Annotated in this window: 11 protein-coding genes and 3 pseudogenes; 8 read left to right on the top strand and 6 right to left on the bottom strand. The window is 69.8% G+C overall.

Annotated features, from left to right (window positions below; translation table 11 throughout):
- Window positions 1-125: 125 nt before the first annotated feature.
- Both AB0N16_RS05185 and AB0N16_RS05180 read left to right on the top strand, forming a co-directional pair.
- A complete protein-coding gene (locus tag AB0N16_RS05185) occupies window positions 126-926 on the top strand; it encodes an ALF repeat-containing protein (RefSeq protein ID WP_365793221.1) in 801 nt (266 codons plus the stop codon).
- Window positions 927-1,033: 107 nt separating this feature from the next.
- A pseudogene (locus AB0N16_RS05180) lies at window positions 1,034-1,329 on the top strand (hypothetical protein); the annotation flags it as partial.
- 14 nt (window positions 1,330-1,343) lie between these two features.
- On the opposite strand, the gene murJ reads toward AB0N16_RS05180, so the two are convergent.
- Window positions 1,344-2,912 carry a murein biosynthesis integral membrane protein MurJ gene (gene murJ, locus AB0N16_RS05175; protein ID WP_365794036.1) on the bottom strand — a complete coding sequence of 523 codons (1,569 nt, stop codon included), beginning with the start codon at window positions 2,910-2,912 and terminating at the stop codon, window positions 1,344-1,346.
- A gap of 361 nt (window positions 2,913-3,273) precedes the next feature.
- On the opposite strand from murJ, the gene AB0N16_RS05170 reads away from it, so the two are divergent.
- Complete coding sequence (locus AB0N16_RS05170; RefSeq protein WP_365793219.1) at window positions 3,274-4,020, top strand: aminoglycoside phosphotransferase family protein; 747 nt, start codon at window positions 3,274-3,276, stop codon at window positions 4,018-4,020.
- A 157-nt stretch (window positions 4,021-4,177) separates the two neighbouring features.
- Here AB0N16_RS05170 and AB0N16_RS05165 read toward each other — a convergent pair whose 3' ends face one another.
- From AB0N16_RS05165 to AB0N16_RS05155, 3 genes are all read right to left on the bottom strand, one after another.
- Window positions 4,178-4,651, bottom strand: a complete 474-nt coding sequence (locus AB0N16_RS05165) for an SRPBCC family protein (RefSeq protein WP_365793217.1) — start codon at window positions 4,649-4,651, stop codon at window positions 4,178-4,180.
- Between the two features lie 637 nt (window positions 4,652-5,288).
- Window positions 5,289-6,464, bottom strand: coding sequence for a glutathione-independent formaldehyde dehydrogenase (locus AB0N16_RS05160; RefSeq protein ID WP_365793215.1), 1,176 nt, complete (start codon window positions 6,462-6,464; stop codon window positions 5,289-5,291).
- A gap of 328 nt (window positions 6,465-6,792) precedes the next feature.
- Window positions 6,793-7,914: a hypothetical protein gene (locus AB0N16_RS05155; RefSeq protein ID WP_365793213.1), complete on the bottom strand. Its 1,122-nt coding sequence runs from the start codon at window positions 7,912-7,914 to the stop codon at window positions 6,793-6,795.
- Between the two features lie 554 nt (window positions 7,915-8,468).
- Here AB0N16_RS05155 and uvrA point away from each other — a divergent pair.
- The gene (uvrA, locus tag AB0N16_RS05150; protein WP_365793211.1) at window positions 8,469-10,955 is read left to right on the top strand and encodes an excinuclease ABC subunit UvrA; all 2,487 of its coding nucleotides are present in this window, start codon (window positions 8,469-8,471) and stop codon (window positions 10,953-10,955) included.
- Between the two features lie 15 nt (window positions 10,956-10,970).
- Here the strand turns inward: uvrA and AB0N16_RS05145 are convergent.
- Window positions 10,971-11,074 (bottom strand): annotated as a pseudogene (locus tag AB0N16_RS05145) (transposase); the annotation flags it as partial.
- Between the two features lie 5 nt (window positions 11,075-11,079).
- On the opposite strand from AB0N16_RS05145, the pseudogene AB0N16_RS05140 reads away from it, so the two are divergent.
- The 4 genes and pseudogenes from AB0N16_RS05140 to AB0N16_RS05125 all read left to right on the top strand — a co-directional run.
- Window positions 11,080-11,686, top strand: a pseudogene (locus AB0N16_RS05140) (AAA family ATPase); the annotation flags it as partial.
- Window positions 11,683-12,129 carry a thioredoxin gene (gene trxA, locus AB0N16_RS05135; protein ID WP_365793209.1) on the top strand — a complete coding sequence of 149 codons (447 nt, stop codon included), beginning with the start codon at window positions 11,683-11,685 and terminating at the stop codon, window positions 12,127-12,129. The pseudogene AB0N16_RS05140 and the gene trxA, both read left to right, overlap by 4 nt.
- A gap of 5 nt (window positions 12,130-12,134) precedes the next feature.
- Entirely contained in the window at window positions 12,135-12,398 is a 264-nt protein-coding gene (locus tag AB0N16_RS05130; RefSeq protein ID WP_365793207.1) for a UBP-type zinc finger domain-containing protein, read from the top strand.
- A complete protein-coding gene (locus tag AB0N16_RS05125; protein ID WP_365793205.1) occupies window positions 12,398-14,185 on the top strand; it encodes an FAD-dependent oxidoreductase in 1,788 nt (595 codons plus the stop codon). The genes AB0N16_RS05130 and AB0N16_RS05125 overlap by 1 nt, the downstream gene beginning before the upstream one ends.
- Before the next feature lie 178 nt (window positions 14,186-14,363).
- On the opposite strand, the gene AB0N16_RS05120 is transcribed toward AB0N16_RS05125, so the two are convergent.
- Window positions 14,364-15,752: a glycoside hydrolase family 43 protein gene (locus AB0N16_RS05120; protein WP_365793203.1), complete on the bottom strand. Its 1,389-nt coding sequence runs from the start codon at window positions 15,750-15,752 to the stop codon at window positions 14,364-14,366.
- Window positions 15,753-15,901 lie beyond the last annotated feature (149 nt).

Genomic DNA, 15,901 nt, shown 5'->3' with positions numbered 1-15,901 from the left:
TCACCACCACAGCTATGCAGTTGAGGGTCCGTTCCATGGTGCCGCTGCCGCGAAACGGTGTTGATCTATGTACCTGGCACGTGGATGCTTCATACCGACCGACACCCGAGTACGGAGGCACCTCCATGAGACCGACCCGCGCCGCGATACTGGTCGCCGCGACCGTTCTGACGCCCGCCCTCCTGTTCAGCGCACCGGCCTTCGCCGCCGACGCGTCCACGTCGGCCACGCCCGTCGCGTCCACCACGCCCGTCACACCCACGCCTGCCACGGCCTGCCCGGACATCTCGTCCGACACCGGGACCCCCGTCGATGAGCTGACGGACGACCAAGTCAGGGCCGCGATCCAGGACATCCTCACGGACGACAACGCCGGGACGGGCGTTCTGCGCGAGGCCAACAAGGCGCTGCGCGGTACTGCGGTCGATATGCGTGCCTTCCTCAAGACGGGATGCCGCGTCGCCCAGGCCGAGGACGACTCCGTCGCGATCGCTCGGATCCTCGCCGTGGCCGCCCAGAACGGTGACAAGAGGGTGATCAAGGACGCCAACGCCGCCCTCGACGCCAACACCCCGGAAGCGCTGCGTGCCTTCCTGGAGACGGGGTACGCCCAGGCCCAGGCCGAGGACGACTCCGTGGCCGTGGTCCACATCCTCTTCGTGGCCACGCAGAACGGTGACAAGAGGGTGATCAAGGAGGCCAACGCCGCCCTCGATGCCGGTACTGCCGAAGCCCTGAGCTACTTCCGGTGGACCGGATACCGGCTCGCGCAGGCCGAGGACGACTCCGTGTACATCGTCCGTATGCTCACGGACCCGAACATCAGCGACGCCATGTTCGACGCGATCCAGGCGGTCCTCGACGACGGCAGCCCGGAGGCCCTCCGGTACTTCCGGACGGTCGGCCAGTACGAGATCGACGGCTGAGCACAGCCGCGGAAACCCAACCGACCAGACCGGGCCGTGCCCGGCCCGGCAACGCCGCAGACACGGGCCCACGCAGCCCCGTGTCTGCGGCATGACCCGCCGGGCGAGGCATCGACGTCATCCTCGGCGCCGAGTTCCTGGCCGCCACCGGCGGCGATACGGCCATGCTCGGGACCGCGTTGTCCGGCATCCGACGGTGCGGGGAGTCCCGCCGGTTCTACGACCGCGAACGAGCCGAAGGCAAGCGCCACCCCCAGGCCGTCTCGCCGTCGCCCGCCGCCGCGTCAACGTCAAGTGGACCCTCTACCGCGAGGGACGGTGCCACCAGGCTGGGCGGAGGGGCCGGCTCCCGCGAGCAGGGGGCGCCGGCGACGGACGCAGGGAGAGGACTGAACGATTGTGACCGATGGTGCCGGGTCAGCCCAGCCCCGGCAGGCTGCGCAGTTCCGCGATCCGCAGGATCCGCGCGAAGAGCAGGAACAGAAGGACCATGACGATGCCGCCCGCGGCCAGCGAAAGCGCCGGCGTCCAGGAGGCCGATGCCAGGCTCTGGTCGCAGGAGCGGTCGATGACCCACCCGGCACCGCCGGCGACGGTGGCCGCCACGGTCAGTTTCGCGTAGGTGCGACTGATCCGTCGGCCATCGAGCAGCCCGTCCGTGCGTCGCCGCAGGCGCAAGGCGGTCAGCAGCAGGCCGATCGCGTAGGACAGAGCGTAGGCGGCGGCCATCCCTGTCACGGCCCGGTGCGGGGACAGCAGGAGGTGGCAGGCCACGGCGAGGACGATGTTGATGCCGCTGATCCACAACGCCATCCGGAACGGCGTACGGGTGTCCTCGAAGGCGTAGAAGCCGCGCAGCAGGAGGTACTGGGCGGAGAACGGGATCAGGCCCAGGCCGAAGGCTTGCAGCATGTGCCCCAGGGGGACGGTGGCGGCCGTGTCGGCGGCGCCGTGGGCGAACAGGAGTTGAGCGATCTGCGGGCCGAAAGCGAGGAAGAAGAAGGCGGCCGGGACGATGATGACGCCGCTGACCCGCAGTGCCCGTGACAGGTCGGCCCGCAGGTCGTCGAGACGGTGCTCGGCCACGGCCCGGCTCATCCGCGGGAGCAGGGCCGTCACGAGGGAGACCGTGACGACCGACTGGGGCAGCATCCAGATCTGCTGGGCGTAGCTGTAGGCGGTGTAGCCGACGCCATCGTGGGGCAGAGCAGCGTCGGCGGCGGAAGCCAGCCGGGTGACCACGGTGCTCGCCACGAGGTTGGCCAGCACGAACAGCAACGTCCAGCGGGCCGCGTTCACGGTCTTGCGCAGTCCGGTGCCTCGCCAGTCGAAGCGCGGGCGGAACCGGAAGCCGGCAGCGCGCGCGTAGGGGATCAGGGCGAGAGCCTGGAGGGCCAACGCGAGTGTGGTTCCGACCCCGAGCAGCCTGACCTGGGAGTCGGTGATGTCCGAGACCTGTTCGGGGGCGGTGACGAGACCGAGATAGAGGCCGAACATGGCTATCAGGACGAGATTGTTGAGGACCGGGGTCCACATCATCGCGCCGAACCGGTTCCGGGCATTGAGGACCTGGCCGAAGATGCTGAACACGCCGTAGAAGAAGATCTGCGGGAGCAGGAAGCGGGCGAAGACCACGGTCAACTCGAACGCGTCGTGCGTGGCGGGGGTGTCCCGCTGGTAGACGCTGATGATCTCAGGGGCGGCCCACGTGGCAACCGCGGTCCCTGTACCGAGCACGCACAGCACCAGGGTGACCAGGCGCTGCTCGAAGGCGGCCCCGCCGTCAGCGTCTTCCGCCCGGGCCCGGACCAGCTGGGGAACCAGGACGGAGTTCAGAGCGCCGCCGATCAGCAGGAAGTACAAGCTCGTGGGCACCGTGTTGGCCTGGTTGTAGGTAGTGGCCAGCAACCCGGTACCCAGCGCGGCCGCTTGCAGCACCTGCCGGATCAGCCCAGTGGCACGCGAGACCACCGTGCCCGCCGCCATCAACGCGGACGAACGCAGCAGCCCGCCCCCGCCCTTCGGCTTCTTCGGTGCCGCGTGCCTGCGTCTCGTGGACTGCTCTAACCGCTGGGGCGACGTCTCCTCGATCATCCGCACAATCTACGATCAGGCCCTCGCCCGCCGGGACTTGCCCCGGAAAACGAGGTCCAGGACAGGCCACCCAGGACGCCGTCCTGGCCACGTGGCAGTGCGAGTGACGACTCCTGCCGAAAGTCGTGGGCTTGAGCTGGTGGGAGGTCGGTGCCGCGCACGAGGCCGCCGGGTAGCGGGACGCGGTCAGCCGCGTCATGGCACGCGATAAACCCGGCGACCTCGGCGATGATCCCCGGGATACTGGTCGCCCATGGATGAGGTCAAAGTCGTCGTCGCCCATTCCGAGCGCGCGACCCTGCGCGTGGGTGACGTGTTCCTGAAGGTGGACGCCGATCAGGCACGCATCGACGCCGAGGTGGAGGCGATGTCCCTCGCGCCGGTCCCGACCCCGCAGGTCCTGTGGCACAAGCCGCACGTGCTCGCGCTCGCCGCACTCCCGGGGACGACGCTCGGGCGCCTCGGTGGGCCCTCGACCGGGTCGCCGGCGGCCTGGGCCGCGGCGGGCGCCGCCATCCGGAAGCTGCACGACGCGCCGCTGCCACCCCGGCCCGGCGGGGCCGGGCGGAGCATCGGCGCGCTGGCAGCGGAACTCGACGCCGAGTGCGAGTTGCTCGTGACGAGCGGCCTCCTGCCCGCCGACCTGGTCGCCCGCAACCGCCAGGTCGCCGAGGCCGCGCTTCGGCCGTGGACTGCGGCGTTCACGCACGGCGACCTGCAGATCGCGCACGTCTTCGTCGACGGCGACAAGGTCACCGGCATCATCGACTGGTCCGAGGCGGGCCAGGGTGATGCCCTGTACGACCTCGCCACCTTCACGCTCGGACACGAGGAGCACCTCGACGACCTTCTCACCGGCTACGGCACCGACGTCGACCTCGACGTGATCCGCGCGTGGTGGTCGCTGCGAAGCCTGCTGATAGTTCGCTGGCTGAGCGAGCACGGCTTCGACCCGTTCGCGCCCGGCTGTGAGGTCGACGTGCTGAGATCCCGGATGTGAGGCTGCGCGGCCCCTGAAGTCTCGCAGGTCACGGAGCGTGGCGGACTCAGGAGTCATCTCAAGGAACGTTCGTTGCCCCGCCCCGGCCCTGTTCGGCCGGGACGGGGCAAGGGGCCCCGGACGCCTGCTCACGCAAGAGCGCTACGGGGTCACGCCGTCACAGGAGCGGGCCGGAATCTCCGGGCCGAATGCGTCCACGCCAGCCGTCGCCGCCGCCCTCGCGCTCCACGTAGTCTTTGAATCGCTGCAGGTCCCCCTTCACCCGCCGGTCGATCATGCCCAGCGCGTCCGCGCCCTTCTCGGCGACACCGGTGGGTTCGACGTCCATGGTCAGCTCGACCCGGGTGTGCGTGTCGTCGAGCCGCTCGAACCGGACCGATCCGCTCTGCCGGGTGTCGCCGCCCACGGATCGCCAGGTGATCCGGTCGTCCGACAGCTGGTCGACGATCTCGGTTTCGAACTCGCGCCGCACCCCGCCGATCTTGGTGATCCAGTGGTTGTGCCGGTCGTCGAGCTGCCTGACCTCCTCGACACCTTCCATGAACTGCGGGAACTCCTCGAACTGAGTCCACTGGTCGTAGGCCGTGCGGAGCGGGACCTCCACGTCGACCGCTTCCTTGACCGTACTCATGCGTCCCTCCTTAGGTGGTCCTCGCCGAGGCGGCCTCAGGGGCGGTCCGGCTCGCCTCAGCGTGTGCGAGACCCCGAGTACCCCAGAAAACGGCCCGGCACCAACTGCCCGGCGCCCGCCCCCAGGACGACTCCGAACTCACCGCCGGCTGACCGGAACGGTCGCTGAAGGCGTCGATGAGCCGCGGCAGGCGGCGCGGGCGTCCCCGCCCACCCGAGGCCGCGGCACCGGCCTCCGCCACCAGACCACGTGCGACGAGATCCGCGACCAGTGCGGTCACCGCGGCGTGCACCAGTCCGGTCGGAGAACTCCTTCCGGTGGAACGTCGACGGGATCGAACTGCTCATCCTGGCGGGGCTGATCCTTGTGATGGCGACAGCGACGTACGTGTGGCGGCGCTCGACGCGGCCGGGAGACTACTTCCCGCTCCAGGAGGCGCGGCGCTCCCCGTCGCCGGTTGCCGTCACCCGGGTTGGTTCAGGTCCGGGCGGAACGTTCCTTCGGTCCGAGCTGAACGTTGCTTCAGGTCCGACCGGAGCGCGGGCGCTTGCCCCCAGCCCCGGCGGCAGGACGGGCAGATCGCCGCCCGGCCCCCGGACGGGTCCGGGGGCCGGGCGGGACGGCGGCCGCCGGTCTCTTACCGCTTGTGGCCGTTCCCGTGTCCGTTCGGATGCAGGACCACCTTGGTCCAGCCCTCGTCACGGGCGTCGAAGTGCTCGTAGGCGGTGGGGGCCTCGTCCAGGCTGAGTTCGTGGGAGACGACGAAGCTCGGCTTCGCCTTCCCGCCGGCGATCAGATCCCGCAGCGCTCGGTTGTACCTCTTCACGGGCGCCTGCCCGGTGCCCATGTGCTGGCCCTTGAACCACATCATGCCGAAGTCGATCGGGACCTTGCCCTGCGCCTCCAGTTCCCCCTGGGCCTCCGCGCCGCCGGGGTCCTGGGGCAGGAACACGCCCACCACACCGATGTCGCCCGTGAACCTGACCGAGTCGATCAGTCCGTTGAGCGTGAGGCTGGCGTCCTCGTGTCCCTCGGGATCGTGTGCCTGGTAGCCGACGCACTCACAGCCGTTGTCGGCGCCCAGACCGAGGGTGGCCTCCTTGACGACCTCCACCGGGTTCTGCTCGGCGGTGTTGATCGGGATGGCCCCGATCTCCTCAGCCTTGCGCAGCCGGTCGGCTTGGTGGTCGGCCACCCAGACCCGCCCGGCGCCCTTGAGGAGGGCGGAGTAGGTCGCCATCAGCCCGACGGGACCGGCCCCGAAGACGATCGTCTGGTCACCCGGTTTGACGTGGGCCATCTCGGTGGCGTGATAGCCGGTGGGGAAGATATCGGCGAGCATCACGTAGTCGGTCTGCCGCTCGGCGGCGTCCTCACCCAGACGCAGCGCGTTGAAGTCGCCGTAGGGCACGCGCAGCAGTTCCGCCTGGCCGCCCTGGTAGGGGCCCATGTCGGCGAATCCGTAGGCGGCTCCGGCGAGGGCCGGTTCCGGCTGCATGGTCAGGCAGTAGTTGGTCAGACCCCGCTCGCACTGCTTGCAGAAGCCGCAGGCGATGTTGAAGGGCAGGACCACATACTCGCCGACCTGGACCTTGCGGACGGCCGAGCCGACCTCCACGACCTGCCCCATGTTCTCGTGTCCCAGGGTGCGGCCGGACTCGAACGAGGTGCGGCCCTCGTACATGTGCAGGTCCGAACCGCAGATGTTGGTAGTGGTGATCTTGACGATGATGTCGCAGGGGTGTTCGATCTTCGCGTCCGGTACGTCCTTCACCGTGACGGTTCGCGGGCCTTCATATACCGCTGCTTTCATGATCGCTTCCTTCGGTGCAGCGGCAGGACCGCAGCACGGGTGCGATGGAGACGGCGCACCGAGCCTGACTCCCGGCAGTTGGTGCGACGGGGGCCCTGACTCCGGCATGCCACTGTGGCCGTTCACCCCGGTTCGGATGAACGGTGGGGCCGCCGTGGGCCTGCTCGGCGGAGCTTCGGCGCTCCGGCGGCGTGCCTTCCGAGTCCCCGTCGGCCCTTCACGCGAAACACCCACGCACCGATCGATCAGCGGAATCTTCGTACGGGACGACCACCAGCCACCAGCCACCAACCACCAACCACCAACGAATCTCCGACTGGGTCACCAGCTAGTCGCCGTCGCCGTCTTGGAGCATGTGGCGGCGCTCCTGTTCGCGCTTGGAGTAGGCGGCTGCCCGGATCGCCTCGTCGCTCTCCAAGCCTGATCCCAGCGCCCCGCCCACCGTGGCGACCGAAGCGACGAACCAGGCCAACGTCCAGTATTCCGCGGCGTGAAGCGGGGTTCGTGTCGTAGCGGCGAACACTTGGCCGTTGAGGATGAAAAGGGCCCACACCAAGTTGATGACGATCAGACCCCCGTAGCAGACGAGCACCCCGATACCCACGGTCACGACCGTCGAGGCGTTGTAGAGCCTCGCCCTCTGCCTCGCCTCCCGCGAGACCTCCCCTGATCGATGCCACAGCTGCGCGTCCACGATCAGCCAGCCGATCATGAGCGCGACGGACCCGACCGCGGCGATCACGAGGCGTGGCACGCTCAGGGACTCGGCCAGGTTCCAGATGGTGGAGTTCACGGTGGCGACCGCTCCCGTGGCGAGTGCGGCCGCCAGGGCTTTCGACAAGCCCGGCACCAAGCGCCACGGCCGGTTGGCGCGGACCATACCGACGAGCACCCTCAGGTAACCGCGCGGTCCGCTGACGACGTACCGAAGATCAGCGGTCTCCTCCTCACCAACCTGTCCCGGGTGAATAGGCGCGAGGCGGCTGACGAAGGGTCCCAGCAGCGGCTGACTCCGCGGAGGTCCCTCAGCCTCGGTGGCCCGCGGGCCCGCCAAGCTGAGCACGGCTTCTTCCACGGCCCGCCGGGCTCTCGTCTGCAGACGCAAGCCCCCCAGCGGAGGAAGAGACAGCAGGGCCAAGCCGTGTGCGTGACTCAGGTCCACAACGAGCTTGCGCCCGTGTGAGTGCAGCGGAAGGTCGGTGAGGGCCACGACGACGTCCCAACTCTCCGCTCTTCCGCGGTCCATGATCCGGCGCATCAAGGTGGGCGGGTCCTCGGTCCCCGCGGTGAAGGGCTCACTGACCACCTCGACGTCGAACCGTCGCCCCTGGCCTGACTTGTCGGCGAGCCGAGCGGGAAGTGTCCGGGCCATGCGCTGCGCGATCTCCGTGGGCGCGTCGGGATCCGCCAGGAGAGCCACGACCGTAACGCCCTGAGACGACACCCGCATGACTCCTTCTCGTCGGCTGCCCCCGTGACCGCCCGTGCCCACAGGATGCCCTCGAGGTATCACCGACGCCGCGTGACACGCTGGCCCCTGCCGGCAGGTGCGGGCGCTACGGTCAGCTCTCCTCGTCCACCCCGTGCAGCCCTGCTCCACCGCCGGGCCACGGTAGCGAGCACCACCGCGAACACCCGCTCCGCGCCACCCCGGTCGGCACCGCACACCGCGCCACCGGCCACCCCGCTTCGGTGTCCGTCCCGAGAGCAAGGCCCCGACTGGTTCGGGGGATCCCCAGCCGGGGCCGATCGAGAGTGGGCGCGAAGGGCGGTCGCCTCGCGGCGGGGGCTCCATAAGGCTTCAGCCGAACGATCGTCCTCATGGGCAAAGGGTGAGGCCCGGGGACACAGTTCCCTTCACGCCCACATACGTGTCAACGCTGAAGCACCCTCGAATGTTCCCTGGGAGCGGCTCATACCGGGATTCTCCGGACGCTCGTGTGAGCGGGGCCCGGTGACGGCGCCTGTCGCGCGGTTTCCGGTGCGATCAGGTAATCAGGAACGGTGAACAAGGACGCGACCGACCCCTTCGTGCATGTCCGGGGCGCCGGTGAGAACAACCTGCGGAACATCGATGTCGACGTTCCGCGGGACGCGATGGTCGCCTTCACCGGCGTCTCCGGTTCGGGCAAGTCCTCGCTCGCGTTCGGCACGCTCTACGCGGAGGCCCAGCGGCGCTACTTCGAGTCCGTGGCACCGTACGCCCGAAGGCTGTTGCAACAGGTCGGCGCACCGCACGTACAGGAGATCACCGGACTGCCACCGGCCGTGGCCCTGCAGCAGCGCCGCGGGTCGCCCAGCTCGCGCTCGACGGTCGGCACCATCACCACGCTGTCCAACCTGCTGCGCATGCTGTACTCCCGCGCCGGCACCTACCCGCCCGGGGCCGCACGGCTCGAAGCCGAGTCGTTCTCACCCAACACCGCGGCCGGCGCCTGCCCCGAGTGCCACGGACTGGGCGTCGTGCACGACGTCGCCGAGGACCTGCTCGTCCCGGATCCCTCGCTGAGCATCCGCGAGGGGGCGATCGCCGCCTGGCCGGGCGCCTGGCAGGGCGCCAACCTGCGCAGTGTCGTGAACGGCCTGGGGATCGACATCGACCGGCCGTGGCGCAGGCTCAGGAAAAAGGACCGGGACTGGCTGCTGTACACGGACGAGCAGCCCTCCGTGTACATCGAGCCGGAGGAGGACCGGATCGACTACGGCTACCAGGGCAAGTTCTGGAGCGCCCGCAAACACGTCATGCACGTCCTCGCCGACTCCAAGAGCGAGAAGATGCGCGAACGGGCGCTCCGGTTCGTCAGGAGTGTGCCCTGCCCCGAGTGTCACGGCAGCGGGCTGCGACCCGAGGCGCTCGCCGTGACCTTCGCCGGACGTTCCATCGCCGAGATCAACGCGATGCCGCTCACCGAGGTCGTGGCGCTGCTGCGGCCCGTCGCGGGGCGGTCCGAGGCCGACGCCACCACGTCGACCGCCCGATCCGGGGAGACGACCGAGGTCGCGGTCCGGATCTGCGGCGATCTGGTCGCGCGGGTCGACGTACTGCTCGACCTGGGCCTCGGATATCTCAGCCTCGGTCGCCGCTCGACGACCCTGTCGCCCGGCGAGGCGCAGCGCCTGCGGATCGCCACCCAGCTGCGCTCGGGGCTGTTCGGCGTCGTCTACGTCCTCGACGAACCCTCCGCGGGCCTGCACCCGGCTGACGCGGAACCGCTGCTGGACGTGCTGGACCGCCTCAAGGCGGCCGGCAACTCGCTGTTCGTCGTGGAACACGACATGGACGTCGTACGGCGGGCGGACTGGGTGGTCGACATCGGCCCCGGCGCGGGTGAGGGCGGCGGACGCGTGCTGTACAGCGGCCCGGTCGCCGGTCTTGAGCAAGTCGGGGAGTCGGCCACGAGCCGGTACCTGTTCGGGCGCGCCCAGCCGCTCGATCACCGCCCGCGCACCCCGCACGGCTGGCTGCACCTGCGCGGCGTCTCCCGCCACAATCTGCACGACGTGTCCGTCGACGTACCGCTCTGCGTACTGACGGCGGTGACGGGCGTGTCCGGTTCCGGAAAGTCGACGCTGGTGACGCAGGTGCTCGCCGAGGTCGTCCGCGGCCACCTCGGACTCGTACCCGAGGAGCCCGAGGAGGCGCAGCTGGAGGTCGATGTCCAGGACGCGTCGGGGGTCGAGTCGTTCGACCGGCTGGTCCTGGTCGACCAACGGCCCATCGGCCGGACTCCCCGGTCCAACCTGGCCACGTACACGGGGATGTTCGACGCGGTGCGCAAGCTGTACGCGGCGACGGAGGAGGCCAGGGCGCGCGGTTACTCGGCCGGGCGGTTCTCCTTCAACGTGCCCGAAGGGCGGTGCGAGACCTGCCAGGGCGAAGGATTCGTCGCGGTGGAACTGCTGTTCCTGCCCGGCACCTACGCGCCGTGCCCGACCTGCCAGGGCGCCCGGTACAACGCCGAAACGCTGGAAGTCACCTACCGCGGCAAGAACATCGCGGAAGTGCTGGCGCTGTCCGTCGACGCCGCCGCCGAGTTCCTGTCCGCCGTCCCGGCCGCCTCCCGCAGTCTGGAGACGTTGCGCGAGGTGGGACTGGGGTACCTGCGGCTGGGCCAGCCCGCGACGGAACTCAGCGGTGGCGAGGCGCAGCGCATCAAACTGGCCACCGAACTGCAGCGAGCCCGCCGCGGGCACGCGCTCTACCTGCTCGACGAGCCGACGGCGGGGCTGCACCCCTCGGACATCGCGCTGCTGCTGCGACAGCTGCACCGGCTGGTCGACGCCGGCAACACGGTCGTCCTCGTCGAGCACGACCTGGACACGATCGCCACCGCCGACTGGGTCATCGACCTCGGGCCGGGCGGCGGCGACGCGGGCGGGCGGGTGGTCGCGACGGGCCCGCCGGCCGAGGTGGCGAGGGCCCGCCGCAGCGCCACCGCCCCCTATCTCGCGGCTCGGCTCGGGCACTGCCATCGGCGGACAAGGTCGTAGCACCCGGCCCTACGGCCCGTACTCGGCGGGCATGTCCCGCCACGGCACACCGGTACGGACCCGGAACCGTATGCCGTCGATCAACCGCCGCCGAGGCCAGACAGGCGGCCGCCCCTCCCTGGCGCTGGGCGCACCGCCCGGATACGTCGGCTACGAGGAAGGCGGCCAGCTCACCGAGGCCGTACGCCGCAAGCCGTATTCGGTCGTGCTGTTCGACGAGATCGAGAAGGCGCACACCGATGTCTTCAACACCCTGCTGCAGATCCTCGACGACGGCCGCATCACCGATGCGCAGGGCCGCACCGTCGACTTCCGCAACACCGTGATCATCATGACGTCCAACATCGGCTCCGAGCACCTCCTCGACGGCGCGACCGCGGAGGGTGAGATCAAGCCGAACGCCCGCGTCCTGGTGATGGGCGAGCTGCGCGGGCACTTCCGCCCGGAGTTCCTCAACCGCGTCGACGACATCGTGCTGTTCAAACCGCTCGGCGAGCGGCAGATCGAGCGGATCGTGGAACTGCAGTTCGACGAACTGCGCCGCCGCCTCGCCGAACGCCGCATCACCGTCGAACTCACCGACGCCGCCAGAGAAGTGATCACTGGTCGGACGCGCCCTGCTGCGCGGCGATGTCCAGGACGGCGCGACGGTCCGCGTCGACGCCGAACACGGAGAGCTGGTGGTCACCTACGACCAGTCCGAGGACGTGAAGGGAGCGCGGGCGGCATGAGCACGATGCAGGCGACGACCGTCAGTTGTCCCAACTGCGGGCGCACCAACCGAGTGCCTGTGGCCGCGGAGGGCCGCCCCAAGTGCGGCCACTGCAAGCAGCCCCTGCCGTGGATGGTGGACGCGGGCGACGACGACTTCACCGAGGTCGCCGAGCGGGCCGGCGTCCCCGTCGTGGTCGACCTGTGGGCCACCTGGTGCGGCCCCTGCCGCATGGTCAGCCCCGCGCTGGAGAAGGTCGCCACCGATCTCGCCGGCCGCATCAAACTCGTCAAGGTCGACGTCGACAAGAACCCGCGGCTGTCGCGGCGTTTCGAGGTCCAGGCGGTACCGACGCTCCTCGTCCTGGACCAGGGCGAGACGGTCGCCCGGCAGGCCGGCGCGGCACCCGCGGACGTTCTGCGCCAGTGGGTGGAACAGTCGATCACAGCCCGGGAAGGGTGATCCGGATGACCCTGCACGCAGACCCCCACCTCGCGCTTGTCCGGCCGGTCCAGCCGCTGACCCCAGAGGGGTGTCAGGAGTGTCTGCTGCGCGGCTCCCCGTGGGTCCACCTGAGGCTCTGCCTGACCTGCGGGCACGTCGGCTGCTGTGACTCGTCGCCGAACAAGCACGCGCGTAGGCACGCGGCTGCCGACGCCCATCCGATCGTGCAGTCGTTCCAGCCGGGCGAGGACTGGCGCTGGTGCTACGTCCACGAGGCGTTCGTCTGATGTCCGGCGACCAGCCGCTGCCGGGCGGAGAACCGGTGCCGGAGGAAGCGGAGGAGGCCGTCTTCTGGGAGACCCCGGACATCTACGGCGCGTATCCGCGCCTTACGGAGGACCAGACAGCACGTCTGGCGGAGCACGGGCAACGCCGGAGCATGGCTCCGAACGACGTGCTGATCCAGGAGGGGGAGCGCTGCGAGACGCTCTTCGTCGTCCTCAGCGGTACCGTCGCCGTCGTCGAGGGCTACGGCACTCCCGAGGAACACGTGCTGCGCGTGCACGGCCCCGGTCGCTTCATCGGGGAACTCGGGCTGCTGCACGGACAGGTGGCCTTCTACACCGCTGTCGCCAGGGACCCGGGCGAGGTCCTCGTCGTCCCCTTGGACCGATTGCGCCACCTGGTGGCCCAGGACTCCACCATCGGAGACCTCGTGCTGCGCGCCTGTCTGGGCCGTCGCGCGCTGCTCGTCGGACAGGGCGCCGGCTTCCGCATCATCGGCTCGCGCTACTCGCCCGACACCCGGCGGCTGCGCGAGTTCGCCATCCGCAACCGGCTGCCGCACCGCTGGATCGACCTGGAGACCGACGAGGAGGCCGAGGACCTGCTGCGCCGCTTCGGCGTCGGCCCGGCGGAGACACCGCTCGTCATCTGGCGGGACACCACCCTGTTGCGCAACCCCAGCAACGCGGAACTGGCCCGGCTCATCGGCCTGCCGTCACTGCCCGCCGGAAACCGTCACGGCGACGTCCTCATCGTCGGCTCCGGACCCGGCGGCCTCGCCGCCGCGGTGTACGCCGCCTCCGAGGGCCTGAGCACCACCGTGGTGGAGGCGATGGCCACCGGCGGCCAGGCCGGCACGTCGTCCCGCATCGAGAATCTGCTCGGCTTCCCCGCCGGCATCTCGGGCGCCGAACTCACCGAACGCGCCGTGCTCCAGGCCGACAAGTTCGGCGCCAGGACCAGCATTCCGCTGGAGGCGACCGGTCTCCATCCCAAGGACGAGGACCACTACGTGGTGGCGTTCGCCGACGGCAGCGAGATCGCCGCCCGCGCGGTCGTCCTGGCCACGGGCGCCCGCTACCGCCGGCTCCAGGTGCCCGGCATCGAACGCCTGGAGGGAACGAGCGTCCACTACTCGGCGACCGTCTACGAGGCCCAGCAGTGCCGCACCGACGCGGTGGCAGTCGTCGGCGGCGGCAACTCGGCGGGCCAGGCGGTGCTGTTCCTCGCCGGGTACGCGCCGAAGGTGCACCTGCTGGTCCGAGGACCCAGCCTTGAGGCCAACATGTCCCGCTACCTTGTCGACCAGGTCGAACGCCATCCGCGGGTGGAGGTCATGCTGCACACCGAGGTCAGCGAGGTCATCGGCCAGGAGGTGCTGGAGGAGCTCGACGTGGTCGACAACCGCACGGGCGGACACCGCCGACTCACGGTACGGGGCCTGTTCGTCTTCACCGGCGCCGACCCCCACACCGAGTGGCTCGCCGGCATCATCGCCCTCGACTCCCGCGGTTTCGTCCTCACCGGCCCGGAGGCCCAGGAAGCCTGCGCCTGCCCCGAGGTGTGGCAAGGCCGCGGGCGCTCGAGCATGACCCTGGAGACCAGCCTGCCCGGGGTCTTCGCGGTAGGGGACGTCCGTAGCGGCTCGGTGAAGCGGGTGGCCTCCGCGGTCGGCGAAGGCGCGATGAGCATCCACTTCGTGCACCGCTACCTGGGCCGCACCGCCGCGCACGGCGGCACCGACAGCTCACCGCTCACCCGTCCGAAGGAGTCCGCTTGGCTGGCATGACGCCCAGGAGTTGCGGTACCTGGGGGATCTGCCCTCCGCCGCCCTGGGCCCAGTGCGCAACTGGTGCGTGTTCCCGCGGGAAATCCCGGGACACCGGGGCGCGGGAACTCGCGGGAACTCGTGACGGGCCGTCGTGACGGGCCGGCCGGACGTCAGCCCAGGTCAGCAGCGGTGCGGGTCAGGCCCAGGATGTCACCGGAACGAACGAACTGTCCTGGCGGAACAGGTCCGTGCCGTCCGTGAGGGACACACGGAGTTGGTAGTTGTAGTGGCGCAGGTAGTGACCGGGGTAGTTGTACGACTCGAAGCGCACCGAGCCGCTGGTCGTGCCCGTGCGGGCGATGAACGTGGCGTCCTGCGCGAACGTCGTCGTGCCGTCGTTGGCATCGAAGCGGCCGCGGAAGTCGTAGTGCCGCAGATAGTTGCCCGACGCGTCGCGGAACGAGTAGCCGTTGGAGTCCGCCAGGCCCGCGACGACCGTGAAGGTCGCCGCCTGCTTGTCCGCGGCGGTGCTGGAGCCGGTCACGACCGGGAGGTTGAGAAGGGCGGACTGCTCCTCCCAGTACCTCGTGGTGTAGTTGGCGGACTGGAAGGAGCGGGTCGCGTTCTTCGTCACCGATGCGCCGCCCGTCACCGCCTCCTTGATCACCGTGAAGTGGCGGGCCGTGCCGGAGAGGGTGGGCAGGGCGGTGGGCGTGCTCCAGGTCGCGAACGTGTCGTAGCTGTCGCTGTAGTAGTAGGTGCCGTCGCCATAGCCGTCGAAGAAGATCCGCCAGCCGCCGTTGTCGAGCTGGACCACGGACGGGCCCTCGCGGTAACTGCCCCAGCCCGCCCAGTCGCCGGTCCTGGAGATCGCGTAGGGGCCCTTGAGGCTGGCGGCGGTGCCGTACTCGATGTACTTCGCCGTCTCGTTCTTCGTGAACGCGTGGTAGGTGGAGCCCACCTTCACGATGTACGTGTCGATGTGGTTGGAGCCGATACCGGACAGGGCGACGGGTGAACTCCAGGCCGTGAGGGCCGAGTTGGTGGCCGTCAGGACATACGGGGTGAAGATCCACTCGTCGTCCGTCGTGGAGCAGGAGACGATGACGTTGACGCTGCCGTCGCTGTCCACGAACCACTCCGGCGCCCAGGCGCGGGACAGGTCGGTGATCGGGACCGGGTAGTCGTACAGGAACGTCCAGTTGACCCGGTCGGCGCTACGGGCGAAGCCGATGGTGGTGCTGACGTCCTCCCAGGTGTGGGTGGTGTAGGTGAGGTAGTAATAGCCGTTCGCGTGCTTGAAGATGCTGGCGTCGCGGATGCGGTTGCTCGGCGGGGTGTAGGCCGAGGACTGCAGGAGGCGGAAGTCGGCCGCGTCGTCGGACTGGTAGACGTTCACGGTGCCGTCGTCGCTGTTGAGGAACGGGACGATCGTGTAGCGGGTCGCGTGGCCGCTCGTGGGCGCGGCGGCCTCGGCCGTGCCGAGCAGTCCGGGCAGTTCGCCCAGGACCAGGGCCGAGGCGGGCAGGGCGGTCAGCGCGCGGAGCAGGGTGCGGCGGGACGGGGTGGGGGGACGTGTGGTCACGGGCGGCTCTCCCTGGGCTTGTCGCGGACGCGGGCGATCCCGGCGTCCGTAATCTCGAACACAGTTCGAGAATGCGAGCAGAAAGTAGGAGGAGTAGCAGGTTCACGTCAATGGCCTGAACAGGACTGGGGTGCGGCTGGGTGCCGGCT

Origin of the sequence: Streptomyces sp. NPDC051105, assembly GCF_040682795.1 — a bacterium.
GTDB lineage: Bacteria > Actinomycetota > Actinomycetes > Streptomycetales > Streptomycetaceae > Streptomyces.
The sequence above is the reverse complement of the archived record's forward strand: the minus strand, read 5'-3'. Positions and strand labels throughout refer to the sequence as shown.